At 43.2% G+C, this 24,372-nt stretch carries 29 protein-coding genes; 10 read left to right on the top strand and 19 right to left on the bottom strand.

Annotated features, from left to right (window positions below; translation table 11 throughout):
- Positions 1-14: 14 nt before the first annotated feature.
- Positions 15-224, top strand: coding sequence for a hypothetical protein (locus EWV60_RS14700; protein WP_002760925.1), 210 nt, complete (start codon positions 15-17; stop codon positions 222-224).
- On the top strand, positions 221-475 hold the full coding sequence (locus tag EWV60_RS14695) for a type II toxin-antitoxin system RelE family toxin (protein WP_002746390.1): 255 nt from the start codon (positions 221-223) through the stop codon (positions 473-475). The genes EWV60_RS14700 and EWV60_RS14695 overlap by 4 nt, the downstream gene beginning before the upstream one ends.
- Positions 476-667: 192 nt before the next feature.
- Here EWV60_RS14695 and EWV60_RS14690 read toward each other — a convergent pair whose 3' ends face one another.
- From EWV60_RS14690 to EWV60_RS14650, 9 genes are all read right to left on the bottom strand, one after another.
- Complete coding sequence (locus EWV60_RS14690) at positions 668-1,633, bottom strand: permease (protein ID WP_287233030.1); 966 nt, start codon at positions 1,631-1,633, stop codon at positions 668-670.
- Positions 1,634-1,794: 161 nt separating this feature from the next.
- The gene (locus EWV60_RS14685) at positions 1,795-3,132 is read right to left on the bottom strand and encodes an anthranilate synthase component I (RefSeq protein ID WP_287233028.1); all 1,338 of its coding nucleotides are present in this window, start codon (positions 3,130-3,132) and stop codon (positions 1,795-1,797) included.
- A 129-nt stretch (positions 3,133-3,261) separates the two neighbouring features.
- Positions 3,262-3,639: a hypothetical protein gene (locus EWV60_RS14680; RefSeq protein WP_002734118.1), complete on the bottom strand. Its 378-nt coding sequence runs from the start codon at positions 3,637-3,639 to the stop codon at positions 3,262-3,264.
- Positions 3,640-3,675: 36 nt separating this feature from the next.
- The gene (locus EWV60_RS14675; protein ID WP_016516864.1) at positions 3,676-5,394 is read right to left on the bottom strand and encodes an ABC1 kinase family protein; all 1,719 of its coding nucleotides are present in this window, start codon (positions 5,392-5,394) and stop codon (positions 3,676-3,678) included.
- Positions 5,395-5,540: 146 nt separating this feature from the next.
- Positions 5,541-5,906, bottom strand: a complete 366-nt coding sequence (locus EWV60_RS14670) for a HEPN domain-containing protein (RefSeq protein ID WP_287233025.1) — start codon at positions 5,904-5,906, stop codon at positions 5,541-5,543.
- 93 nt (positions 5,907-5,999) lie between these two features.
- Positions 6,000-6,419 (bottom strand): hypothetical protein, encoded by a 420-nt coding sequence (locus EWV60_RS14665; RefSeq protein WP_287233023.1) that lies wholly within the window; start codon positions 6,417-6,419, stop codon positions 6,000-6,002.
- On the bottom strand, positions 6,403-7,467 hold the full coding sequence (locus tag EWV60_RS14660) for a ParA family protein (protein ID WP_287233021.1): 1,065 nt from the start codon (positions 7,465-7,467) through the stop codon (positions 6,403-6,405). Before EWV60_RS14660 ends, EWV60_RS14665 begins: the two co-directional genes overlap by 17 nt.
- Before the next feature lie 172 nt (positions 7,468-7,639).
- The gene (locus tag EWV60_RS14655) at positions 7,640-8,365 is read right to left on the bottom strand and encodes a Uma2 family endonuclease (RefSeq protein ID WP_287233019.1); all 726 of its coding nucleotides are present in this window, start codon (positions 8,363-8,365) and stop codon (positions 7,640-7,642) included.
- Between the two features lie 159 nt (positions 8,366-8,524).
- The gene (locus EWV60_RS14650; RefSeq protein ID WP_002750530.1) at positions 8,525-8,764 is read right to left on the bottom strand and encodes a hypothetical protein; all 240 of its coding nucleotides are present in this window, start codon (positions 8,762-8,764) and stop codon (positions 8,525-8,527) included.
- Between the two features lie 8 nt (positions 8,765-8,772).
- Between EWV60_RS14650 and EWV60_RS14645 the strand changes: the two genes are divergently transcribed.
- The gene (locus EWV60_RS14645; protein WP_002750529.1) at positions 8,773-9,039 is read left to right on the top strand and encodes a glutaredoxin family protein; all 267 of its coding nucleotides are present in this window, start codon (positions 8,773-8,775) and stop codon (positions 9,037-9,039) included.
- Positions 9,040-9,042: 3 nt separating this feature from the next.
- Here EWV60_RS14645 and EWV60_RS14640 read toward each other — a convergent pair whose 3' ends face one another.
- Both EWV60_RS14640 and EWV60_RS14635 read right to left on the bottom strand, forming a co-directional pair.
- Positions 9,043-10,224, bottom strand: coding sequence for a serine hydrolase (locus EWV60_RS14640; RefSeq protein ID WP_287233017.1), 1,182 nt, complete (start codon positions 10,222-10,224; stop codon positions 9,043-9,045).
- Positions 10,225-10,251: 27 nt separating this feature from the next.
- Positions 10,252-11,052 carry an RNA methyltransferase gene (locus tag EWV60_RS14635; protein ID WP_002746411.1) on the bottom strand — a complete coding sequence of 267 codons (801 nt, stop codon included), beginning with the start codon at positions 11,050-11,052 and terminating at the stop codon, positions 10,252-10,254.
- 36 nt (positions 11,053-11,088) lie between these two features.
- Here EWV60_RS14635 and EWV60_RS14630 point away from each other — a divergent pair, with 36 nt between their 5' ends.
- From EWV60_RS14630 to EWV60_RS14615, 4 genes are all read left to right on the top strand, one after another.
- Positions 11,089-11,244 carry a DUF2256 domain-containing protein gene (locus EWV60_RS14630; protein WP_002777610.1) on the top strand — a complete coding sequence of 52 codons (156 nt, stop codon included), beginning with the start codon at positions 11,089-11,091 and terminating at the stop codon, positions 11,242-11,244.
- Positions 11,245-11,413: 169 nt separating this feature from the next.
- On the top strand, positions 11,414-12,562 hold the full coding sequence (locus EWV60_RS14625) for a glycosyltransferase family 4 protein (RefSeq protein ID WP_287233014.1): 1,149 nt from the start codon (positions 11,414-11,416) through the stop codon (positions 12,560-12,562).
- Positions 12,563-12,571: 9 nt separating this feature from the next.
- Positions 12,572-13,906 (top strand): TrkH family potassium uptake protein, encoded by a 1,335-nt coding sequence (locus EWV60_RS14620; protein ID WP_002733049.1) that lies wholly within the window; start codon positions 12,572-12,574, stop codon positions 13,904-13,906.
- Positions 13,907-13,998: 92 nt separating this feature from the next.
- Complete coding sequence (locus EWV60_RS14615; RefSeq protein WP_002732601.1) at positions 13,999-14,688, top strand: potassium channel family protein; 690 nt, start codon at positions 13,999-14,001, stop codon at positions 14,686-14,688.
- A gap of 138 nt (positions 14,689-14,826) precedes the next feature.
- On the opposite strand, the gene EWV60_RS14610 is transcribed toward EWV60_RS14615, so the two are convergent.
- From EWV60_RS14610 to pirA, 6 genes are all read right to left on the bottom strand, one after another.
- On the bottom strand, positions 14,827-16,425 hold the full coding sequence (locus EWV60_RS14610) for a SpoIID/LytB domain-containing protein (RefSeq protein ID WP_272104102.1): 1,599 nt from the start codon (positions 16,423-16,425) through the stop codon (positions 14,827-14,829).
- Positions 16,426-16,582: 157 nt separating this feature from the next.
- Positions 16,583-17,632, bottom strand: a complete 1,050-nt coding sequence (locus tag EWV60_RS14605; RefSeq protein ID WP_002777616.1) for a hypothetical protein — start codon at positions 17,630-17,632, stop codon at positions 16,583-16,585.
- Between the two features lie 124 nt (positions 17,633-17,756).
- The gene (locus tag EWV60_RS14600; protein WP_287233010.1) at positions 17,757-19,766 is read right to left on the bottom strand and encodes a PP2C family protein-serine/threonine phosphatase; all 2,010 of its coding nucleotides are present in this window, start codon (positions 19,764-19,766) and stop codon (positions 17,757-17,759) included.
- A 256-nt stretch (positions 19,767-20,022) separates the two neighbouring features.
- Positions 20,023-20,478, bottom strand: a complete 456-nt coding sequence (locus EWV60_RS14595) for a GNAT family N-acetyltransferase (RefSeq protein WP_002732819.1) — start codon at positions 20,476-20,478, stop codon at positions 20,023-20,025.
- Entirely contained in the window at positions 20,471-20,635 is a 165-nt protein-coding gene (locus EWV60_RS14590) for a DUF8624 family small hydrophobic protein (protein WP_002732944.1), read from the bottom strand. The genes EWV60_RS14595 and EWV60_RS14590 overlap by 8 nt, the downstream gene beginning before the upstream one ends.
- 155 nt (positions 20,636-20,790) lie before the next feature.
- Entirely contained in the window at positions 20,791-20,952 is a 162-nt protein-coding gene (gene pirA / locus EWV60_RS14585; protein ID WP_002733724.1) for an arginine synthesis PII-interacting regulator PirA, read from the bottom strand.
- Positions 20,953-21,086: 134 nt separating this feature from the next.
- Here pirA and EWV60_RS14580 point away from each other — a divergent pair, with 134 nt between their 5' ends.
- Positions 21,087-21,884 (top strand): SAM hydrolase/SAM-dependent halogenase family protein, encoded by a 798-nt coding sequence (locus EWV60_RS14580; RefSeq protein WP_002750510.1) that lies wholly within the window; start codon positions 21,087-21,089, stop codon positions 21,882-21,884.
- A gap of 40 nt (positions 21,885-21,924) precedes the next feature.
- Here the strand turns inward: EWV60_RS14580 and nadC are convergent, their stop codons facing one another.
- Both nadC and EWV60_RS14570 read right to left on the bottom strand, forming a co-directional pair.
- Complete coding sequence (gene nadC, locus EWV60_RS14575) at positions 21,925-22,773, bottom strand: carboxylating nicotinate-nucleotide diphosphorylase (protein WP_002750509.1); 849 nt, start codon at positions 22,771-22,773, stop codon at positions 21,925-21,927.
- A gap of 71 nt (positions 22,774-22,844) precedes the next feature.
- Positions 22,845-23,411, bottom strand: coding sequence for a Uma2 family endonuclease (locus tag EWV60_RS14570; protein ID WP_002732108.1), 567 nt, complete (start codon positions 23,409-23,411; stop codon positions 22,845-22,847).
- Positions 23,412-23,572: 161 nt separating this feature from the next.
- Here EWV60_RS14570 and EWV60_RS14565 point away from each other — a divergent pair, with 161 nt between their 5' ends.
- Positions 23,573-24,040 (top strand): CBS domain-containing protein, encoded by a 468-nt coding sequence (locus EWV60_RS14565; protein WP_002750505.1) that lies wholly within the window; start codon positions 23,573-23,575, stop codon positions 24,038-24,040.
- 42 nt (positions 24,041-24,082) lie between these two features.
- Positions 24,083-24,334: a hemolysin XhlA family protein gene (locus tag EWV60_RS14560; protein ID WP_287233006.1), complete on the top strand. Its 252-nt coding sequence runs from the start codon at positions 24,083-24,085 to the stop codon at positions 24,332-24,334.
- Positions 24,335-24,372 lie beyond the last annotated feature (38 nt).

Raw genomic sequence — 24,372 nt, 5'->3', positions numbered from 1 at the left:
TAACTGATAAAGCTATGACACTCAAAGAACAACTAATTAAAGAAATCGAGCAGACACCTGACACCCTTTTGACTGAATTACTTGACTTTTTGCTCTTTATCAAAGAACGACATACTGCAATAGAAATTACAGAAGAAGAGCAAGCTAACATAATCGCTTCTGAATCAGCTTATCAAGCAGGAGACTATCTAACCCTCGAAGAATATGAGGCAACTCAAGCGTGAACTACAGAGTTATTATTCCGAAACCAGTTCAAAAACAACTAAACAACTTACCCAAACAACAACGCGAACGCTTAATTACTGCCATTAGACTACTTACCGATACACCTCGTCCTAGCGGAGTCAAGAAACTCAAAGGATATGATGAAACCTACCGAATTAGAATAGGGGATTATCGCATCATTTACAAAATTCAAGATCAAGAAATGCTTATTATCATATTGAGTAGTATTCATCGAAAAGATGCTTATTGAACCTCTCAGTAGGTGGGTGGAGTGAGAACTATAAAACTATGTTGTCGCAACTCCAGCAAGCAGAATCAGGATGAGTTAGAGTTTAAATGCTTGGGAAAATAGGGCTTGTAGGCGCACGGATTTTCCATTATGAATATAGTATCATGTCAAGGGGCTTTTGTCAAGAGAAAATTTTTTTGACCCGGAAGAAATTCAACCTAGATAAAAACTGAGGATCAGAGCCACTAAAAAACTCATTAACAGGCATAAAATTCCGAAATAAAGGACGATTTTAGGACGGAAAGCTGATAGGAGAAGGATAAAAGCTTTAATATCAATGAGGGAAGCGACCAGTAAAAAAGCTAGAGTGGAACCCACGGACAGATTAGTAATTAAAGAACCGGGGACAAAAGTGCTAAGACTGGCATTAACAGGGAGAGTGAAACCAAAAAACAACTGCACGAGAATTTGAGTAGCGGGAGTATTCCCCCAGGCAATTAATTGACTCTGAGGTAATAATAACTGAAAGATACTAGCGATCGCACAGCCAATAATTAATAATCCCCCTAATTCCAGTGCTTCATCGATAAAGTTATCGAGAAATAACTGCACAGAAATTGGCCAAGCTTGCCTATCTCTAGTTTTATACTCATAAACAAGACTGCCGACTCTTTGTAGGGGTTGACTGGCTGCTTCCTCCGGTAAAAAACTACCGGAAAGAACTAAACTCGATTCTAGGGGAATTTCGCTATCGGTGCGGGGTTTTTCCCGATAGAAACTAAAGAGAGTGCCGATAAAAATTGCCATTAACCACACCGAAAGCGATCGATAGAAGAAAATACTAGAATAGGTGAAAGTCTGCCAAGTTAGCCAAAGAGTGACGATATTTAGGGTAGGTGCAGCGGTGAGAAAGCTAAACACCACCCCTGGGGGTACCCCCTCTAATAAAAATCTTCTAGCGACGGGAATCCTGCCGTATTGTCCGACGGGTAAGATTAATCCGATTGTACTGCCAACGATCGCTCTTAACAGTCGATTACGGGGAAATATCGCCGCTAATCGCTGTTTATTGACGAAAACCAGCAAAAAACTGGAAACGGCTGTCCCCAAAAGTAAAAAGGGAAGCGAGGTCAAGACTAAACTAAGAAAAAAAGTAACGGCGATAGAAATTTGATTCATGAATAGGGTTCAAGATCGGAAGCTATCCTACAAAATAGCAGATAAGGTAAAAAGTAAGTAGTCGTGCCAAATTAATTTCTTGGTTAGGATAGGCACTCATGCAAAAGGCAAAAGGCACTCATGCAAGATGCAACAATAGGTTAGTTTGTTGAAATCAACAATTAAAAAGAACGTAAAGCGATTAATTGTGCCTCAGCTTTATGAAGGGATTCTAACCATTCTTTTTCGGGATCGCTATCGGCAACTATTCCCGCTCCCACTTGTCCCCAAACGGTGTTTAAATTCCCTTGATTAGTCATTAATAGGGTACGGATGAGAATATTCAAATCTAAATGACCCCGTAGGTCAATATAGCCACAGGAACCATAGAATAAATTGCGTCGCACCGGTTCCAATTCTTCGATAATTTCTAGACAACGAACTTTCGGACAACCGGTAATTGTTCCCCCGGGGAAAAGAGCTTTAATTAAATCAATAGCATGATACTTTTTATCTAATTTTCCTTGAACATTACTGACCAAGTGCATAACATGACTATAACGCTCGATCGTCAGTAATTCATCCACATAAACCGATCCCCATTCACAAACTCTACCTAGATCATTACGTTCTAGATCCACTAGCATAATATGCTCGGCCTGTTCTTTTTTATTAGTTAATAGTTCCTCGGCCAATTGTCGATCGAGTGCCTCGGTTTTACCCCGGGGACGGGTTCCAGCGATCGGTCTAGTGCTGGCTATTCCCCTTTCTAATTTCACCAATCTTTCGGGAGAACAACTAATCATTTCTCCCCAAGGGGTGCGCCAATAACTGGCAAAAGGAGAAGGATTAATCTGTTGTAAACTGCGATAAATTTGCCATCCTTTTGCCTTAGTTGTGCTTTGAAATCTTAGGGATAAATTTGCTTGAAAAATATCACCTTTTCTGATGTAATCTAAGGCTTTTTTAACAGCTTTTTCGTAGTCGAGTTGAGAAGTATAAAAGATTAAGGGAGAGGGTTGGGGATCGATAAACTCAAAATCGGGGTTAGTGGTTAAAGATTGTTCGTATTTATCTAAATCTTCGGGTTTAGTGGCAGCTAACCAGAGAATTTGTGCTTGGTGATCGAGAATGGCAAAACTATCCGGTTCATACCAATAAGCGACGGGAAAAGGGAGAGTATCAGCTTTCCTGTCGGGTAATTTTTCTATTTCCCAAGCTAAATCGTAGCCTAACCACCCCAACCAACCGCCATGGAAGGGAAGATGATCGGGAAGATGACCACATCGGGGTTGGGGGAGTAAACTGCTTAAAAAGGGCAAAATTTCCCCTAATGCAGGGGTCCAAAGCTGACGCGGGGAACCAGCACAAAGAGAGTAACGGGAGAGGGAATTACCCGGATAGGGACTTTCTAGTAAAGTAGCGATCGCATCTTGGGCGAATAAGCAAGCAAAAACCTCGGAACCAGTGCGCTGATGCAGAGGAAGCGATCGCCAATGCCATGCTAAAGGTTTTTGCATCTAAAATCGCGGGCCAAAATAGCTGGAAAATTGGGTATAACTAGGGTTTTGGTGTTAGTTGTGGGGGAGTTGATCTTTCCTATCTGCTAACACCTATTATCTTAGTCCTAAATGTTTGCTGCCTCGTAATTATCCCCGATAATCGAGGTCAATTTCTTTAGAACCGCCGCGCTGTAATTGGCCTAACAATTCCCCTAACTGACTCCAAACCAGACCACCGATAAAGATAGTCATCGGGAGAGAGATAGCGTAGGCAACCCAACCATTGAGAATAAATATATCTAATCCCGAGGCCAGGAAAAGACAGATTCCTACACAAATACCAATAAAAGGAATTTGTAAGGAACTGGATTTTAAAAGATTTTGATCGTCTGAACCCTTATTTTTATACCAATTGTTAACCACTTGCTTGAGACTAGCTTCAAAAGCAGCCCCGCAGGTAATACCGATAAATAAACCGGCAAAAACTAGAAAATAGGGTGGTTGGGGCAGAAAATAATAATCCATAGAAAAAGTGATTAACCGATGATGACCTTAAACACTTTAACGCGAACTGGTTTCTCGCGGAAGGACAGCGGCCACACCTTGGGACGATAATTCCCGAAAAGCGCTCATGGCCACATCCAAGAGTCGCCGCGGTTGCAATTCTCCTTGAATTAAACTCCAGAGACGTTGCACTTCGGCAGTATGGAGACGGTCATCTTCCGTTAAAGCTAATAGCAATTGACGACGCAGATAACGACCTTCTTCCGAGAGAAGAAAAGTGATGCCTAATTGCGCTGTGGGCAGTAAATCGAAGTTACTTTCCGATCGAGCCATTGTAATCATGTTTTCTAGGCGTTGCCACTGGAATTTACCGTTTTTGAACAGTACATCCAGTAAACGCCGGCGCAGTTGAGGCGATTCCCCGGTCAGGAGACGTTTAGCGACGTAGGGATAGGCCACTTGGACGATTTTGAAGTTAGGATCGAGGGTAAGGGCCACCCCTTCTTGGGTGACGAGGGAACGAATAATCAGGGCGAATTTGGCGGGAATCCGGAAGGGATATTGGTACATCAATTCGGAGAACTCATCGGTAATAGTGCGGAAATTGAAGTCACCGACCCTTTGACCGATGGCATTGCCTAAAACCCGTTCTAGAGCCGGAATAATGGGTTTTATATCCGTTTCTGGGGTTAAAAATCCCAGTTTGACAAAGTTGGCGGCCAGGTTTTCGTAGTCTTTGTTAATTAAATCGACGACGCAACTAGCGAGGGTTTCTTTAGTTTCCTCCTCTAACTGGTCCATCATGCCAAAATCAATATAGGCCATGCGACCATCAAAAGTGGCGAAAAGATTACCCGGGTGGGGATCAGCGTGGAAAAAGCCGTGTTCGAGGAGTTGCTGTAATCCGGAGGTTACGCCGATTTTAACGATACTATTGGGGTCTAATCCTAAAGCTTTGATATTCTCGGTATCGGTGAGTTTATAGCCATCAATCCATTCCAGGGTGAGGACGCGGCGACCACTATAACGCCAGTAGATACTGGGAACTTTAACTTCAGGGTTATTTTGGAAGTTGGTGGCGAATTTTTCAGCGTTGCAACCTTCGTTTTGATAGTCGATTTCCTCAAAGAGTTTGGTGCCGAATTCATCGACAATCAAGGTGAGGTCATGGCCGAGATTGAGGGGTAATAAACGACCAAATTTTTGGGCAGCCCAGCGCATTAGGTATAAATCGAGGCTTAAAAGCGCCCGCAGCCCCGGTCTTTGCACTTTAACGGCTACTTCTTCGCCGGTGGGTAGAATAGCTTTGTAAACCTGTCCTAAACTAGCGGCAGCCACGGGGGTGGGGGATATTTCTCGATAGGCTTTTTCTACAGGCATCCCCAATTCTGTCTCGATAAGGGCAAAAGCGATATCGTTATCGAAGGGGGGAAGTTGGTCCTGCAGTTTAACTAATTCGTCTAAAAAGTCTTTGCGAACGAGGTCGGGGCGGGTAGAGAGAGCTTGACCGACTTTGATGAAGGTGGGACCCAAACGGGTGAGAATTTGCCTAAGTTCGCTGGCACGCCTGTATTTATTGGCTTCTTCTTGCTTTGTCCATTTGTCCCAGAGGAGACTGAGGAGAAATAATCCTAAAGACCAAGTAATCACGAAAGCGCGACCGAACAATTGCCAAGGTTTGTAACGGTATTGTTGAGCGATCGCTTCTGCACTGTAAGGAGTGAACTGTGTTTCTTCTCGTTTCCGGTCAGTTTGACTGTCTTGATGCCGACTCACTAGCTAATCTCTATATATCTTACGCCACTTGATATTGTAGCTAAGTTCTTGACATCAGTATACAAAACTACACATTATTTAATAATTGTTATAATTCCCTGAGAAATCATAAGTATTTATTGCTGGACTGCCGGGGAAATTCTCGGCTAGTGGATGTCCTCAAGTACCTGATGGATATTTTCAACAAGCTGTTCTATAAAGGTAACGGCATCATTAACGAGATTTTCATCGATATTCCAGCGACTGCCAATGCCATAACTCGGGTCTATATCAGCTTCGTGGGCGATTTTGTTCCTTCGATCAACAATTATGCTAAGTTGGCTTTTAATATCTTTGGCTGGTTTATTTAGTTTGCTGGCCACTTCTTTCCACAATTCCTTGGCTGAAATTAGTCTAATGGCATCCGCTATCTTGTTCGGTTGTTGATAGCTTTTATATCTGAGGTTTTCTCTAATTTCAGTCTCTAGCCAATAATTACTATTAAGTTTGTTGGTGAGGAGATTTTCAATCATTGGTAGTACCTCGGTTGTGTGATAATTTTTGCTTATGGAATCGTGAAATGCTTATCGGGTAACACTTTTAGGACTATTTTGTCGAAGAAACTATCAGTATAGACCTCGTTTCCACACAGAAACCAGAAGAGCCATTGAGCGAGATTCTTGACCAAAAAAAGAACCGTAGTTTTGTTGAATTTCGTTCTCTAACCAAGAGCCAATACTAATAGCTATCAATCGTTCTTGTCGTGCGCCATTCAAGGAGACTTGAAAACGAGAAAAGGCAGATTGAGAACTGTTAGGAGTGGGAGAAGGTTCTGAACGTTGGCCTCGATAAATTTCTAGCATTCCTAGAGTAACCACTTCGTGAACATAATAATCTAAAGCGCTCACAGTCAGGACTAAAGCGGCTCTGAGGATATCCGATACATCTAGGGCGGAAGTAGCCTGAGATTTGAGGGAATTGTGGATAGCGATCAAGTCACGAACGCGGGCAATGCTAAGGCGAAATTGTTCAATGGCTAACTGCATAAATCTCGGAGGTAAGACCGATAACTTTGTCTGCTAAGTCAGAAAAAATCTTTTTAAAGTCCTCTTGTTTTTCTTGGGCTTGATCTAACACTGTACCTTGCCATCCTAATTGTTCAGCAGTTAGCGCAAAAACGGGCGTTTGATGCTCTTGAGATAAGGCAATAAGACTATTAAAATCAGGTATTTTTACTAGAGTACAGCAAGCCGGTACACCATTCTGATCGTAGATAAATTTCGGTAGCATCATGCCATTTTTCCCTAGGGCTGGAATCATTTTATCGCCAATATTTTTCTCGATTGTGTTAATCCAGTTTTGAAAAGCTTTTGTTTCTTGGCCACCTATGATTCGATATTTCTGAACAATAGTTCCCAAAAAATGTAGGTTAACTTCGGGGAAGGGATAGTTGGCTGTTTTGAGAATTGGTAAAGCACTAGCTGCCTTAGCCCATTGGTGCCACTTAGGCAATATTTTAGTTAAAGAATCGATAGCCATAACCGAGAAAAAATCCGCTGTGGTTGGCACAATAAAAAAGTTGCTGGTCATCAGTATATTTTGATTGATTGACCCCAAACTGGGACTCATATCGATTAAAATATAGTCAGCTTGAAATCTTTCGGCAGTTTTGTCTAATAAATATGTAATCGCACCGGGGAGATTTTTTAAAGCCTGAATTGACCCACTAAGTTCTTGAGCAATACCTAGGGTAACTTCATATTCAGCTAATCCCACATGACCGGGCAATAGAAATAAACGATCACGACCATCAATAGGAATACATTCCACAGCTTCGATTAATCTCGGTTGAGACTCAAAAGCAGGCGCTAAAGCTGTTTTAATATTAGAGTAAGTATTGTAGATTGCTTGTAGTCTTTCCTCCCTATCTTCACTTTCTTTAGCCAAAGCCATACCAGTTAAGTTACATTGGGGATCGGTATCGACAATAATTACTCTTTTGCCCTTCTCAGCAAGCATCCAACCAAGGTTAAAAGTGGTTGTAGTTTTGCTTACTCCACCTTTATGATTAAAAAAAGCTATTTTTTGCACCATGGCATTAATTATATTTGAAGATTGTTGCCCTTGGTCATTATTGTAACATCAGTGTGGAGATTTTGCCATGACTTCTAGGCTAGAGTCAGAGTTTCGGATTACTCGTTTTAATGCCTAGCAATTAAGAAAAAATTGCGCCATAGTTTCCACCCTAACACCCCCAAGCGGATATTTAAGCAATTTCATCGGGATTAATGCCCAATTCTCGCAGCTTTTGGGCTAATTTTTCCGCCCGTTGTTGTTCTCTTTCTTTGGCTAATCTTTCCTGTTCTTTAGCTAATCTTTCCTGTTCTTTGGCTAATCTTTCCTGTCGGGCCGACTCTTGAGGGGTGGGAACCAATTCACCTGATTCGGTGAAATAGCGCAATTTATTGGCAAAAATCCCTAAATATAATCCCAGTTGCTTACTCCATAAATAACCGTTTTCATTGGGGGTAATCGGTTGATATTGTCCCTCGATTAAAGTGAATCCTTGCCATTCTAAGGTATTGGGATCAAACCAAAAATATTCAGGAGTCCGAAAAGTATGCTGATATAGTTCCTTTTTGGCTTTTCTGTCCACATTAGCGGTGGAATCGGAGAGAATTTCAATGATTAGATTGGGATATTTACCCCCTTCTCCCCAGACAACCCAACTTTTCCGGGGACGTTTCTCTGTATCTAAAACCACGAAGAAATCTGGTCCACAAAAATCTCGCTGTTTTAGTTGTCTTTCGTTATAATAAATAGTCACATTGCCCGAAGCATAGTAATCGTTTCTATCTTGCCAGAGCCAATCAAGACAAGATAATAATAAAATAATTTGTTGTAAATGCAGATCACTTTCCAAGGGTGGTTCATCACTCCATAAATCGGTGGGAGGACAGACAATATCGGTAGCAATATCTAGGGTTGTCATCGTTTATAAACCCATTGAGTCAATTTGGGGTGATTCTAGCAACAAGCCACAATCAATACAATTATATTATAAGTCCGATCGTTTTGCTTGTATATAGGGTGTTAGGAGTCGGTTGGGGAAGTCAGAATATCATGACCTCAATCCCCTTGGTTGAAGGACTTATAAAAACCAGAAAAAAGCAACTAAAATAACGGTGAGAGTGGCGGCAAAAATGAGAGCGTATTCAATTTTTTGATTGATAATACCAATAACCATGACTAGGGTAATTGCCAGAAGAAACACACCGATATAGACTAGATTTTGAGAACCTGAATTAACTAAATTATTATTTAAAGTCGGTGTGGGTGTGGGAGTTTGTAGAATTGTTGATGAGAGACTAATCGTGGAGGTAATGAACATAAATATTTATGACTACCATAGAACTAATTTTATACAGTAAACCGGACTGTCATCTTTGCGAAGGGTTGCTAGAAAAACTAGAAAAAATCCGTCAACCGGAGTGGCAGTTAGAAATTAGGGACATTACCAGTCGAGAGGATTGGTTTAACGCTTATCAGTACGAAATCCCCGTTCTCTGTCAAAAACTGGCCACGGGGGAAAAAATCCTCCCTCGTCTTTCCCCCCGAGCAAATGCCGAACAATTAGCCCGTCTTTTAGCCAATAATTTAACCTAGGGGCTAATTACCCGGACTAGGACTAAGGACCAGACTAGGAGAGGGAGAAGACTGGGCGACTGGTTGCGGTTTGGCTGCGGGTTGAGTTTGATACCATTTAAAGTGTTGGTAGGCCGTGCGCGATATTTGTTGAATCAGAGTCCTAGCGTTACTATCATTGTGGGGACGTTTGACCATCACTGCTCCTAGATAGCGTTTCCCGTTGGGCATATCAATAATCCCCGCATCCGCTAACATTGAGCCAATATCACCGGTTTTATGGGCAATATCGGCGGATTTCTCGATACCTTGGGGCAGCAGGGTGCGAGTGCGCGTTTCCTGCATAATATTCAATAGACGATCTCGGGAACGTAAACTAAGTAATTCCCCTTGATTAACTTTTCCTAAGATTGTCACCAAATCTCTCGGACTTGTGGTATTAGTTCCTTCCAAGTCTGGTAAAGGGTTATTAATTACCGTACTGGTCAAACCCCAAGCTTGAAAACGCTGATTAAGAGCCTTTTTGCCGCCCATCCGCTTAATTAACATATTAGTAGCGGTATTATCGCTAATTACGTTCATTTTAGTGGCGGTTTCTAGGGCAGTATAGGTTTTATTCAATCCTAGATACTGCATATCCCCAGACCCACTGGCCAGGACATCCTTAGTGGCCACAAGGGTTTCATCGAGACGAATTTTCCCCGCGTCCACATCCTCAAAAAAGGCCACCAGAATCGGGATTTTAATCGTACTAGCGGCAGCAAAAATAGTATCTCCGCGAAAATTAGCGTAAGCACCGTTATCAAGGTCAATAAATAATGCTCCCGCCTGTAATTTCGGATATTTGACCGCTAAAGCCTGTAATTTCTGGTTAAGGCTGCTGAGATTTTCGTTTAAGACTAAGGTGGTCGGTTTTGGGGTGACGAGTTTGAGAGTCGGGGAATTAGTAGCGGTGGGTTTTGGGTGTAGGGGTAATTTGCTCGGATCCACCACCGTTAAAACCGTACCAGCGATCGCACCTAAACCGACACCAAGGATAGAGAAGCGAAGAACCTGAAGGAGAAAAGAAGCGATTAGGTTGGGTTTACGCTGTTTTTTTGCCTTTTTAACTGGCACAGGCCTTTTGTTATTGTTTGAGTCCACGGACCTAGGGGACTCAGGGCCAGATTGGACTTTAGTAGGACGACGAGTTACTTGACGAGTCACGGTTTTCCTCAAGGGTATCCAGATTTATTATCGGTCGCTAGGAGAATTTTTTTTCTTGCCCTTGAGACTATCAAGACCGAGAAAAAGTTGCCCGATACTTTCAATATGACCGATAATACCCCGCAGCAGGGCTAATTCCTCCACCGTGGGCCGGGCCCGATGATAAAATTGCCGGAATTTCTCCATCCTAGCAGCGGCGGTGTGGGGGTAAAGATAGCCAATTTTGAGCAAAAAGCTCTCTAAGTGCTGATAATAGCCTTCTAGAGCCTCAAAAGTGGCATTAGGGAGCATTTCTAACGGGGGTTCGAGCCTATTTTCCGTCGCCATTTGGTACAGTTCGTAGGAGCAAACCGCCACCGCTTGGGCCAGATTAAGGGAGGAATATTGAGGATTAGCGGGAATACCGACAAAACGCTGGGCGTGGTTCAGTTCGCTGTTACTTAAACCCCGGTCTTCTGGCCCGAAAATTAGGGCCGATTCTAGGTTAGGGGTGAGTAACCAGGGTAAGGCGGTCCGGGGTGTTTCGAGGGGAGTATTCAGGTGACGGGGTTTCGAGGTGGTGGCAATGATGCGATGACAACCCTGCAAAGCTTCCCCCAGGGTGGCTACCTGTGAACAGTTTTCTAGGACTTCAATTCCGTGTACTGCCATGCGTCGCGCTTCTTCTGCAAGGATATCACAGGCGGGATTGACGATAATTAAGCGACTTAAGCCCATATTCCGCATAATTCTGGCAGTGGAACCCACATTTAAGGCTCCAGCTGGTTCAACTAAAATAATTCTCAGGCGATCGAGTGGGGAACTCGGATTATTTTCATCTACACTCATAGATAAGGCGCAGTTTTTGACTTTTTAATTTTAATCATGGCACGTCAGCTCTCGAAGTCCGATCTTCCCAGTAAAATTTGTCCCGTTTGCGGTTTATCCTTTACTTGGCGCAAAAAGTGGCAAAACTGTTGGCATGAGGTCAAATACTGTTCAGAACGCTGTCGTCGTCGCAAGTCCTCGGTGAATCAGTAAAAAGCCGAGAATTTTAACTATCAAATAGGCACTCTTGCAAAAGGCAATTTTTAGCTGAGGACTTAGATGGGTAATTAATTTTGCTTAGGTACTCTATTCGCTTTTAATTTTACGGCTAATTTAGTAAGCTGATATTTGGCTAAATTAACTTTTTCTTAAGAGAATCTCAATGCACATTGCCTGGTTAGGAAAAAAATCTCCTTTTTGCGGTAACGTTACCTATGGGCGAGAAGTGACTAATTCCCTGCTCGATCGAGATTATCAAGTCAGTTTTCTGCATTTTTCTTCCGAAAAACCCACCGTAAGCGATTGGCCCGACTTTTACGACGAAATCACCCTGCCACGTCTCTATAGTTCCCAAGTCTATACTATTCCCACCCTGAAATCGAGTCGGGTTCTACAGGATAAACTCAGGGAACTGAAACCCGATCTAGTTCATGCGTCCTTACCCCTGTCTCCCCTTGATTTTCTACTACCAGAAATTTGTGAGTCTTTAGATTTGCCTCTGGTGGCGACTTTTCACCCGGCTTTTGATAGTAAAATTCGCAATCTCATCTCCAGTACCCAATTATTAACCTACCAACTACACGCCCCTTTTTTAGCTAATTACGATAAAGTAATTATTTTTTCCACCTCTCAACGGGATTTTTTAGTTAAATTGGGAGTTCCCGAAGAAAAATTAGCAATTATTCCCAATGGGGTTGATATTAATAAGTATTGTCCAGGCACCTCGAATATTAAATCTCAATATAATGCCGATTGTTTATTTATTTATCTCGGTCGGATCATGCCGGAGAAAAATGTAGAATCTTTATTGAAAGCCTGGAAAAAAACCAATTTAGGGGATAGATGCAAACTGCTCATTGTTGGAGATGGTCCGTTAACTCCTTCCCTTAAACCTTTTTATGGGGAAGAAGATGGTATTATCTGGTTAGGTTTTATCGGCGATGAAAATAAACGAATTGAAATTCTGCGCGGGGTTGACGGCTTTATTTTACCCTCTTTAGTGGAAGGTTTATCGATTTCCCTTTTGGAAGCGATGGCCTGCGGTGTTGCTTGTCTGGCTACGGATGTGGGTGCCGATGGGGAAGTGTTAAAAGGTGCGGGAATAGTTCTAGATACTAGAGGACTAATTACCCAATTAAAAACTCTCTTGCCTGTATTACGAGATCATCCCGAATTAACCACAATTTTAGGTCAAAAAGCCCGTCAAAGAGTTTTAGACTCTTACACTCTTAGCAAAAATATCGATCGCTTACAGTTAGTTTATCAAGAAGTGTTAGCTCAAAAACATTCTTCTCTTAGCTACTTTCACTAAGGAATTTATATGACGATTGCCCGGACAATTTGCTTGGGATTTATGGCGGTAATTTTAGCGGGAACTTCCCTGTTAATGTTGCCTGTTTCTACCACTAGCGGCACTTGGAATGATCCAATTGTTGCCCTCTTTACCTCCACTTCTGCTGTCTGTGTCACGGGTTTAGCAGTGGTAGATACGGGTACTTATTTTTCTTTTTGGGGTCAATTATTTATCGCTTTATTAATTCAAGTGGGTGGACTGGGATATATGACCACTACCACTTTTTTAATGTTATTAATTGGGCGAAAATTTGACCTGAGACAGAAGTTAGCAATTCAAGAATCTTTTGATCGACCTTTTCTACAAGGTAGTCAAAGTTTAATGAAATCAGTGATTGCTACTACTTTAGTTTTTGAGTTAACAGCAACTTTTGTTATGTTAACTGTCTTCGCCCAAAAGTATGATTTTAGATATGCGGTGTGGTTATCTTTATTTCATAGTATTAGTGCTTGGAATAATGCGGGTTTTGGCTTGTTTAAAGATAACTTGATGTCCTATCATTCTTCAATTATTATTAACTTATCTATCACAGGACTGATCATTTTTGGAGGTATCGGTTATCAGGTAATTATCGAGTTTTACACTTGGTTTATTTACCGCTTTCAATATAAACGAAAAGGCTTTGTTTTTTCTCTTAACTATAAAGTTGCTATCAGCACAACTATATTTTTATTAGTGATAGGAACCTTGGCTTTTTTACTTACTGAACAGGGAAATGGTGACACTTTGGCTAATTTATCACTGAAAGATAAATTGCTGGGTGCTTGGTTCCAATCGGTAACATCGAGAACAGCAGGATTTAATACCATTGATATTGGTAAAATTTCCGTAGAAGGTTTATTAATTACCATGGCTTTGATGTTTATAGGAGCCAGTCCTAGCGGTACAGGGGGAGGTATTAAAACCACAACTTTTAGGATTTTATATAACTGTACCCGCTCGGTTTTACGGGGACGTGAAGAAGTGACTCTTTATCAAAGACGCATTCCTATGCCGTTAATTTTAAAGTCAATGGCGGTGGTTTTTGGTTCAGTTATAGCGATTATTATCTCCACCCTAGCTATCTCATTTGTGGAGACAGATTTTAAAATGATTCAACTATTTTTCGAGGTAGTTTCTGCCTTTGGAACTGTCGGCTTATCTATGGGAATAACCGCCGCTTTATCACCGATTTCTAAGTTAATTATCGTTTTTATGATGTATCTTGGACGGGTAGGAGTTATACTTTTAATAGCGGCCATTATCGGCGATCCGAAACCAACAGTTATTAATTACCCCGAAGAAAACCTTTTAGTGGGATAATTAATATCAGTTATCAGTTATCAGTTATCAGTTTCTCTTGTCTCCTCACTCATTGACACTAGCATTTTAAATGCGTAACAGTTTAACTTCTTATGCAATCAATTAAATTTTTTAGTAGTATGCGTCCCCAAAATCGCCAATTTGCCGTCATCGGATTAGGCAGATTTGGGCGAGCCGTTTGTGAAACCCTACGCAAACAAGGTTATCAAGTGGTAGGGACAGATATTGACGAAGGATTAGTAGCACAAGCGTTATCTGATCGAATAGTAGATAATGCGATCGAGCTTGATTCTACCAAACCTAACGCTCTGCGAGAAGCGGGAATTTTTGAAACCGATACGGTGATTGTCGCTATTGGTAAATACGTGGAAGAAAGTATCATTACTACTCTCAATTGTAAGGAAGCAGGGGTTAATTTTGTCGCCGCTAAAGCCTCCACAGAAATCCATGGAAAATTACTCAAAAAAGTTGGCGCAGATTTAGTAGTGTTTCCCGAATACGATGCTGGTTGTGAGTTAGCGCACCGTTTAACTAGACCATCAATTTTAGAACGATTTGATCTCGATCCCGAACATAGTATTGTCGAGTTAAAAGTCCCGGAGGCTTTTCACGGTAAAACCCTAGCAGAGTTAGAAATTCGTAATCGTTATGGGTTAAATATTGTCGCTGTCGGTAATGCGGAAAAATTCAAGATTAACCCCAATCCCCAAGAAAGATTACACAAGGATTTAGCCATGGTGGTAATTGGTTCTAACCGAGATATTCAGCGTTTACCGATGTAAAATTTAGTCAAATAGATGAAGGCGATTTTTTAGCCGTCAGCCGCCAGACTTCGGCGTGAGCTTTTGTCGAACATTTTTTTCTCCTGATATCCCTGTTCACTGATAACTGATAACTGATAACTGATAACTGATAACTGATTAATTTCCTCGCCAAAAGATAATCGAATTATTGAGAGGTTGGATGGTGGTACCGGGATAATAGAAAGCGAGAATTTGTTCAGGAGACCAACCCAAACGGGCTAAATTATAGGAACCAAATTGACTTAATCCTACCCCGTGGCCGAAACCGCCACCAATAAAGTTATAACCCTGGATCTGTCGATTGGTATCGTAGATAGGATCGATGTAGAATAGGGTACTGCGAGGCGGTCCTAAGGCACTACGCACCTCATTTTTATGCAGTTCCAAAATCCCCTTATCGGTTTGAATGGTCATAGTCAGAATCCGACCGGAAGGAGAGCGTTTAGTCACTTCCATCCATTGGATTTTCTGGAAGTCGGCCAGGGGATGTTTTCGCCGTGTTAGATAGGTTTCTAGGTCTTGACTCAAATCAGCTAAAGAAGCTTGTTTTTGCCAGCGAAAAACCCGTCGTCCCGTCTCATTAAAACCATCTTTAAGATTAATAAACTGGCGAAAAGTTGTCTCATTAGCGAGGGATTGTTTCGACAGATCCCAAACTCGATTAGGGGAGTCCACCACTGCCCGGAGATAAGGTCTTTCTTCCCCATCCCACACATCACTAAAGAGGGCAGTTACTCCGCCGGTGGTGGAGGAATAAAGGGCATCCACTAACTCATTTTGGTAGGTTAAAACCAGTCCTTGGGTAGCTGCGATCGCTTGATCAGCCCGGGGATTAGTTCCCGTCAATCCATAATAAACTTGACAATGGGTATCGGCACAGAGTTCGTAATTATCGGCTTGAAAACGGCGGAGATTGCGGAGGGCGTAGGTACGGGCGATAATAGTTTGCGCTTGGGTGGCACTTTCCGGGGCATCATGACCGATTTCGTGGGGGACAACCCCACGCAGGTAGGTTTCGAGGGGAACGTTATTAACTAGGGTAAAAGTGCCGTAGGCGTTGGGCTGTAGGCGCATAGTCCCACCGTACAAACGTACCTGATCGGGGCTATGGCTGACTTGAATCAGGTTTTTTTGGCTCTCGATTTCCAATTCTTTGGGAAAATAGCGCACCCCGTTGATTTGGAAAGAAACTTGCGGCTTTTCTTTGAGTAAAACACTATTAATATAGGGTTGATTGTAGCCTTTGGCTTGCAAACTGGTCAGCAACCAATGTCGCACTAGGGGATTTTCATAAACTTCTCGCTTTGCCCAAACCTGCCAGCGTCCGGGTTGGGTGATTTCCACTTTAATGCCCATTTTTGCCCAGTTTTTGGCGCTATTTTCGGCGGTTTCAAAGGTGGCGTGGTCGCTTAAAATGACTTTTTCTTGGAGGATGGGAGAAGCAAGGGGACGGGGAATAACTTCTAATTGTAGGCGATTGGTTTGCAGGGTTTGGGATTGGCCATCTTCTCCTACCACGCGCAGGGTGAGATTATCACCACTGGTACTGCTCAGGGTTAATTTTTCCTTGGCTTCATCGCCAAAACGTTGGACAATGCCCACTCTCAGAAGTACATCCTTGGCCATAGCGGCAGGAATTAGGGTTAAACTGAGCAAGATCGCCGCAGTTATGGAACCGATGCTAATTATTGGTTTTTTTTCCTTGATTTTTAGCATAAAGTCAAGTATCTGTTAATAAGTTTTCATAAAATTTGAGGATATTCAGAGATTATAGCAGCAAGCCGTTGGGGAAATGGGGAAATGGGGAAATGGGGAATTTCAGCTAAAACCCTAAAAACCCAACACCCTAAAACCCCAACCGCCAACAAAGCACCTAACTTCCCCCATCGCTGATAATGCGTAAACGTACCGTTTTTTGCCCACCCTCATCCAGTTCTACTTCGATCACTTCACTGGTTAAACTTTCTAAACAGGTTAACATCGATCGCAGATGGGGATTACTTGCTCCTGTATCCACATAGAGGCGATCGGACAAACTACCCAAACGTTTCCAAGTAGTATAAAGTTTAGCCACAGCCTGCTCTAATTGTGTGGCTTGTTTAACCAGATCCGCCGCCGTATTTAGACAATCGACGCGCAAAGCTTCTTCTAGAGCCATTTCAATATCTAAATTACCCCGTCGGAGAGTTTGTACTTGGGCCGCCGCGTCGAGATATTTAGCTAAACTGCGTGCTTCCGAGGTGATTAATTTTACCGTGTCCACATCGGGATTAGCGGCGATTTCTTGACGGAGAGTGTCGATATGAGCATCGGGTAACTTTTCTAATTCTTTCACTAGGGGAGCGAGATGACGCGCCGGTAAACTGCCATCGCTGGCTTTTTCCTTCACTTCATCGGGTAGTAAGTCTGAACTCATCGCCGTCCATTCATCGGCCAATTGTTTCACCTCCCGACGGGTAATTCTCTCCCCTTGTCGGGCTGCATCACTGACTAATTTTTGAATTTCCGGGGCAGATTTGGCCGTTTCTACGAAGGCGCGTTTACTAAAATTATTGATACTATCGGGATCCAGTTGTCCTTCTGCTAGGAGAGTATCGGCACTATTAGCCAATTGAATCAGAGCATAAGCTTGACTTTTAGTGATTTCTCGCTGTTTTAACCAGTTTAAAAAGCCCGTACCGCGACTATCACCGCCTTGCTTCTCCCGGTCGCGAATAGCTCGTAAAATTCGCCCCCGCCAGATTTCTGTTTGCAAATCAAAGCGATCGCAGACTTTCCAAAAAGAATCCAGTTGCTGCTGAAAGTCATGATCTTGGATAGTTTCATCTTCGGGATCCGGCAGTTGAAAGTTAAACTCTAGAGGCGTTTCAAAGGCATCAATGATCGCGGAGGTGTCGGAGGAGAACGTCGCAGCATCAACCATAGGATAGACTCGGCAGTTAATCAGGCATTTTATCTTAACTCGCTCAGGCAACCCCCGACAAGCCGATTAATCTTCAGGTAAAACCCCACACCCTGTTCCCACGAACAACTTTTTGCCGCAAACCCTAGTTAGGGGAAGCATTGGGGGGACTCGGACTGGTGACAGGTGCGGGAGGTGTCGTCCCGGTTGTGGGACTCGGACCGGTGACGGGTGCGGGAGGTGTCGTCCCGGTCGTGGGACTCGGACCGGTGACGGGTGCGGGAGAAATCGATGGATTGGGAGCGGGATGACGACCCAAGAATTGCCAAGCGATCGCAGCCAGCAAACCGAGAACACCGACGGCGATCGCCGCCATCGGGGGTGAAACGCTAGTGAGCGCGGGGGGAAAAGTACGACTAGAAACCGAAGAAGATGCAGGGGAGGGAGTGGGTATTGCCGTCACCACTTCTTCTCCGGGGTCGGTGTCCCCGTTGTGATCAAAATCTTGGTCATTAAGATGGGGAATAATTCGTTCTTTGACCTCAGCATAAATTAAAGGCCTGACAGTTTCAGCCGCAGGAACTACCCGACAATAAACTAGGGCGATGGTGGAGTTATCGTGACCGTTTTTCTGGTTAGCTAGTTGTAATAAACTTTCCCCCACGGCCGTCACGGTTTTCTCTCCTCGCAAAAGAGGCAGAATTTCACTGTCCCAGTATTGTTCTACCCGATCATAATCACTTAAACCATCGGAACAGAGGAGAAAAACACAATCTTGATCAACAATCAACCTCTGAACAGTGGGATGGAGATTAGTGGCACTACCCATGCCCAAAGCTTGCACCAAAGCCCCGGCGTTGGGATACTGTATGGCATCACGATAGAGGAGATAGCCTAATTTCACTTCCCTAGAAGCGAGATCATCATCTACCGTCACTTGATGACAACCCTGGGGGGTAATCCAATAGATACGGGAATCCCCCACATGGGCTGCGTACATTTCCTGAGCATGGCCAAAGGCCATAACTAGAGTCGTACCCATGCGCCGGCGGTCTTGTCTTGACTCCTGATCGTTGCGTTGACTGATCAGATCATTGGTGACACGAATCGCCTGTTCGAGGACAAGACTGTAACTATCGGGATAGACTTCCATATCAGTGGTGGGACTGGGATTAATTTCCCTAGGCAGGGTTTCGATCGCCAATTGAGAAGCGATTTCGCCCCCTTCCTGACCGCCGATGCCATCACAGACAATCGCCAGGGGATTTTGACCATTAGACAGGGTTATGGCCTGATTAGCTGGGGGATAACAGCCATCCTCGTTGTGTTCCCGCATCGGACCGGTATCGGTGCAGGTGAAAATCTCATAGCTGCGCTCTTGACCTGCACCGTAGTGCTGTAGGGCATAATCGAGAATAGCGATCAGGGATTCTGGGCGATCGAGATCACCGGATTCTAGTTCTTGGGTTAGGGATGCGAGAAAATCTTGAATATTAGCGGCTGCCGTCGGGATCAGACTGGACCAGAAGGCCCCTAAATCTTTGAAATTGGGAGCGGTAGCCTCGTCTTTGCTTAATTCTAGCAATTGCAGCAGCTGATTATTCACTCTCGTCAGAAAAGGGTTAAGCAGACTAGAAACCACAGCTTTTTTCTGGAGGGGATGCCAGAGTTTAGCCATTTGCCATAACCAGTGAATTTGCCTTAAATCGGAAGCTTGCGACCAAACCTCGGCCAGAGTGGGCAATAGTTGTGGATAAATTAATTCTCCCGTTTCATCGAGGGGAATAGTGCCGTATTCTAACAGCCAGATGTCCATATTTAAGCGTTCGTCGGGACTGGGAATATAGCCATAGACTTGGGGAATATGGAGATGAAATGGTAACAATTTTAGGTAGAGGGAGAGCCAGCTAGGAGGTTCTTCCGGTGCTTCGGGTGCTTGAGCGGGTTTAGTATCAAGAACAATTTGTGGTTGTTTGACCAAATAACGATTATCAATTAGCTCACCAACACGATAATAGGTTCTCACCCAATCACCCATCATCCATAAATAGCGCTTAACTAAAGGAGTACCGCATTTTTCACAGAATCTATTAGTGAGAGCGTTCGAGGATAGACAAGTTAGGTTTTGACATTGGAGGGTTGTCAGGGAGTCCATGAAAACTGCTTACTCCTAAAGCGCGATTAGTATAGGTTACTAAAATAGCGTGTTTTTACCACGTTGACTGCCAGTGTATTGCAGTGTTTCCCAAATTTTAACCTTTGTCGCTTGATCGACAATAATTAGGGTTTGCGGCAAAAAGTTTTTCCTAGGGCCAGGGTGTGGGGTGTGGGGTGTGGGGAGAATAAATAAAATAATCTCCTGTCTCCTGTCTCCTGAATCCTGTCTCCTGACGACCAGCTCCTAAAAGTTTCTAAATATTTTTCCACATCAGCAAAGAGCGAGTTTGAAAGCCGAGATTTTGGTAGAGATTGAGAGCATTGTCGTTATTGATGAAGACCTGTAAACCGATGCGGGTTTGTCCGCGACTTTTTGCCCAATCCTTAGCTCGATCGATTAGTGCGCTGGCGATACCTTGGCGACGATGCTGGGGATCGACGTAAATTAGGAAAATATGACCATAGCGATCGCCTGTCACCTGATCGACGGCGCTCCCCATCCAGAGACAAGCGATCGCCGTTTGTTGTCCTTCGACGATCCACAGAGGAGTATCAAGGCAAAAAAACTGTCTGACTGTATCAGCTAGATGGGAGAGGTTTTTTTGTTCGGGAAAAAATTCTTGATAGCTGCGGGTGAGAAAATTAATGAGTAGATAGCGATCGCCCATTTTGCCCAGTCGCAGCCGATAATCTTCGGGAAGGTTAGCCATGCCAAGGATAAGAGAAAATTATGCCCAGGGATGGCTCGATCGGAGCGGGTGCCGCTAAATCTGCCGGCAAAAAAATCCGGATGCCAGTGGCAACCAGAGCCACTAAAAACACTAAGATAGTCAGGAGCGGGGCGATATATTGTCGGAAAAAAGCCATAATTATTTGATCTCTAAACTGCTGTTCCTTCTATTTTAGGGATTGCCAGTGGAGATATCGGCAATTTTTTTCCTAAAAATTCGCCTAAAAAAAAGTGATCGGCATACCGATCACTACAAACCGACAACTAGACTATGACTAAACACCGATTAAATCTAACGAAGGTGCAAATAGGCCGCCTCTGCTTCTAATTGACGCACTAAAGCTTCATTTCCCTGCGCTCTAGCTACTTCCAGTCGGTGTTGCAAATTTCTGCGGAGTGTTTCTCTATGAGCGACGGTGGCCTGTGTTAGGACTTGCTGACGATTTTTGTTCATGATGGACAGACTTTTGAGCGACTTAACTTACCTTATATCTAAATCATAACATTCTCCTTGGAGAACTGTATCTTTAGCTACTGAATTTCCCATTAAGATTTATTAACGCTGTTGGCCAACCTAGGGACAAGTCGATGAAGGAACAGGCACTAATAACCCTTACTAGCGATTTTGGACTACAGGACGGTTATGTGGGCATTATCAAGGGAGTAATCGCAGGAATTGCCCCCCATGCTCGCACGATCGATCTGAATCATCAAATTTCGCCCCAAGACCTCTACGCTGGTCGTTTTATCCTCCTGAATGCCTATCAATATTTTCCCCAAGGCACTATTCATCTGGCAGTTATAGATCCGGGGGTGGGAAGCAAAAGACGCGGGGTAGGGATTCGTTTTGCTGGTGGTTATTTAGTCGGGCCAGATAATGGTTTATTTAGTGGCATTTTAAGCCAATCTCCCGCTATATCTGCCGTTAATCTCAATAATTCTTCCTATTGGCGCACCCCTAACCCTAGCACTACTTTTCACGGTCGTGATATTTTTGCTGCTGTGGCCGCTTATTTGGCCCAGGGAGTACCCCTAGAAATATTAGGTGAGATTATTGATCCCGATAGCTTGCAACAGTTAGCGATCGCTGTTCCGCAAATCGAGGAAGATAAAATGAGGGGACAAATCCAATATATTGACATTTTCGGCAATTTAATCAGTAATATTCCCGATTATCTCCTAGAGGGAAAAAATTGGTCAGTGCAGTTGGGTCCAAAAATTATCCCCACAAAAAACACCTACAGTGATGTTCCTTCGGGGGAAATAGTCGCTTTTATCGGTAGTCACGGGGGGTTAGAAATTGCCGTCAATAGTGGCAGCGCCCAAAAGCAATTACACTTAAATATTGGCGATGCGATCGAGGTTAGAATAGATAGGAGTCAGTGATCAAAACTGATAACTGACAACTGATAACTGATATAGCCTTTTAATCAATTTTCATACTAATATCTAACCAAGTAGAACGGGTAACTGGGGCGCTAGTGGAAATATAATCTACTCCTGTTTCGGCCACGTTGCGAATGCGATCGAGGGTAATATTTCCCGATGCTTCTATTTTGGTTTTACTATTAAAATTGCGGATCATCTCCACAGCAGTTTGCATCATCTCTAAATCCATATTATCTAACATAATGATCTCTACCTGCTGCTGCAGAGCTTGATTCACTTCTTCTAATTGACTGGTTTCCACCTCAATTGTGAGAGGATAGGGCATATTTTGCCGTACACGAAGCACTGCTTCCTCAATGCTGCCGGCTGCTTGAATATGATTATCTTTAATCATAATTGCATCATCTAACCCCAAACGGTGGTTAATAGCGCCACCGATACCGGAGGCATATTTTTCTAAAATTCGCAATCCGGGGGTAGTTTTGCGAGTATCCACCAATCTTGTCGATAAATCGGCAATTTTCTCCACATATTTGCGAGTTTCACTAGCAATCCCACTCAAGCGCATGGCAAGATTTAAAGCGACTCTTTCCCCGATTAACAGCGCATCGAAGGAACCCTCTATCTCGGCAATAACTTTAGATTTGGGGCAGAATTCCCCCTCGGCAACGGTGGGGGTAAAGTGAATAGTGGGGTTAAGCAGTTGAAAAACTCTTTCAGCTACGGGTAAACCGGCAATAACTCCCGCTTCCTTGGCAATCCAACTAGCTTGACCGATTTTAGCATGACCGAAGAAAATTGCTTGGGTGGTGCGATCGCCTCTACCGAGATCTTCTCGTAACCAGTTTTCTAACAAGGGATCAAGAACTAATAGGGGCGGTAACATAGAATTTATCGAAACAATCGGGACGTATTTATTTTAATTCTAGGAAGGTTTGACCTGTTTGTAAACTTTCTTTAATCGAAACTTATCCCTTCATAGATTAACTCGATCGCACAGTGAAAATCGAGACTAGATAGAATAATTTCTTCCCCTTGACTATAAGCGCAGTAAAACCAAATTTTATCTTCACCGCGACGATAAACCTCAACACTGATCGATTCAGGATCGACTAAAACGTATTCTTGTAAACTAGGAATCTGACGATAATATTGTAACTTTTTAGTGCGATCATAGTTTCCTGTGCTAGGGGAAAGCACTTCAATAATCACTTGTGGATGTTGAATAAAATTACGAGATTGTCTATCCCTAAAATCGCAACTAATCACCAAATCGGGATAAAAATAACGACTATTATTAGCTTGTACTTTCGCATCAGATACATTGACTCGACAGCCTCGCGGACGGAGATGAAATCTTAAAGCAGTGTAAAAATTCAAGGTAATATCATTATGGGGCAGACTACCCCCAGTCATGGCGATAATTTCCCCATCAATATATTCATGGCGCAATTCCTGTGTAGCTTCCCATTCTAGATACTCTTCCGGGGTCATTCTTGCTGGGTATTGAGGTTGAGCGATCATTTTTCTTTTTCCTTGTCAACTAACTAAATTAATATCCCATTTCCTTTTTATGTTATACCATTTTCTCAGCCGAAGATTGAAGAATAGTCATAATTAAGCGGCGACTGATTACCCTAATGATAAGATAGAGAGAGAAAGCATTATTGTCGCAGGTCGCTAAGATGACGAAAACAGTTGCCGATATCATGACTCCCAATCCCATCACCGTCACCGCTAACACTTCTCTGTCTGAAGCAGTGAAGATTTTGGCCGAAAAGCGGTTTAGTGGTTTACCCGTGGTGGATGACAATATACGACTGATTGGGGTTATCTCCGAAACTGACCTTATGTGGCAGGAAACGGGAGTAGAAGCTCCTCCTTACATTATGCTCCTCGATAGCGTCATCTATCTACAAAATCCTAGCCGTCACGAGAAATTACTCCATAAAGCTCTCGGTCAAACCGTGGGGGAAGTAATGACCGATAAACCTATTAGTATCACGGCTGATCGCCCTTTGAAAGAAGCGGCCTCGTTAATGTATGATCGTCATGTGCGTCGTTTACCGGTGATTGAGGAAGAAACCCACAAAGTAATTGGTATTGTCACTCGCGGCGATATCATTCGCGATATGGCAAAATCGGAAGCATAATGGCTTTTCTAGGGCAACAATTAACTAAAAAGTCTTGAACAAATGAATCAATCTCAGGAAACGGTTACTTATTCCCTAGAAACTATCTTGATGCGGATTGAGGGAAAAATCGATTCGTTACAAAAAGATGTGAGGGATTTAAAGGTAGGACAAGCGGTGTTAACGGGAAAAGTTGAGGGAATAGAAAATCGACTAAACTCATTAGAAGGAAACCAAAAATATCAGGTTTGGGCATTAATTGTCCTCTTAGCCGGGGTAATTGTGAAAAATTTTTTTCTGAGCAGTAATCCCTAAATTCTTGCTTCCCTTGCAATTTCTCGGCTCTTCTAGGT

It is taken from the genome of Microcystis sp. Msp_OC_L_20101000_S702, from assembly GCF_007095705.1.
Classification (GTDB): domain Bacteria; phylum Cyanobacteriota; class Cyanobacteriia; order Cyanobacteriales; family Microcystaceae; genus Microcystis; species Microcystis ichthyoblabe_A.
This window is presented reverse-complemented; position numbering and strand designations above follow the sequence as displayed.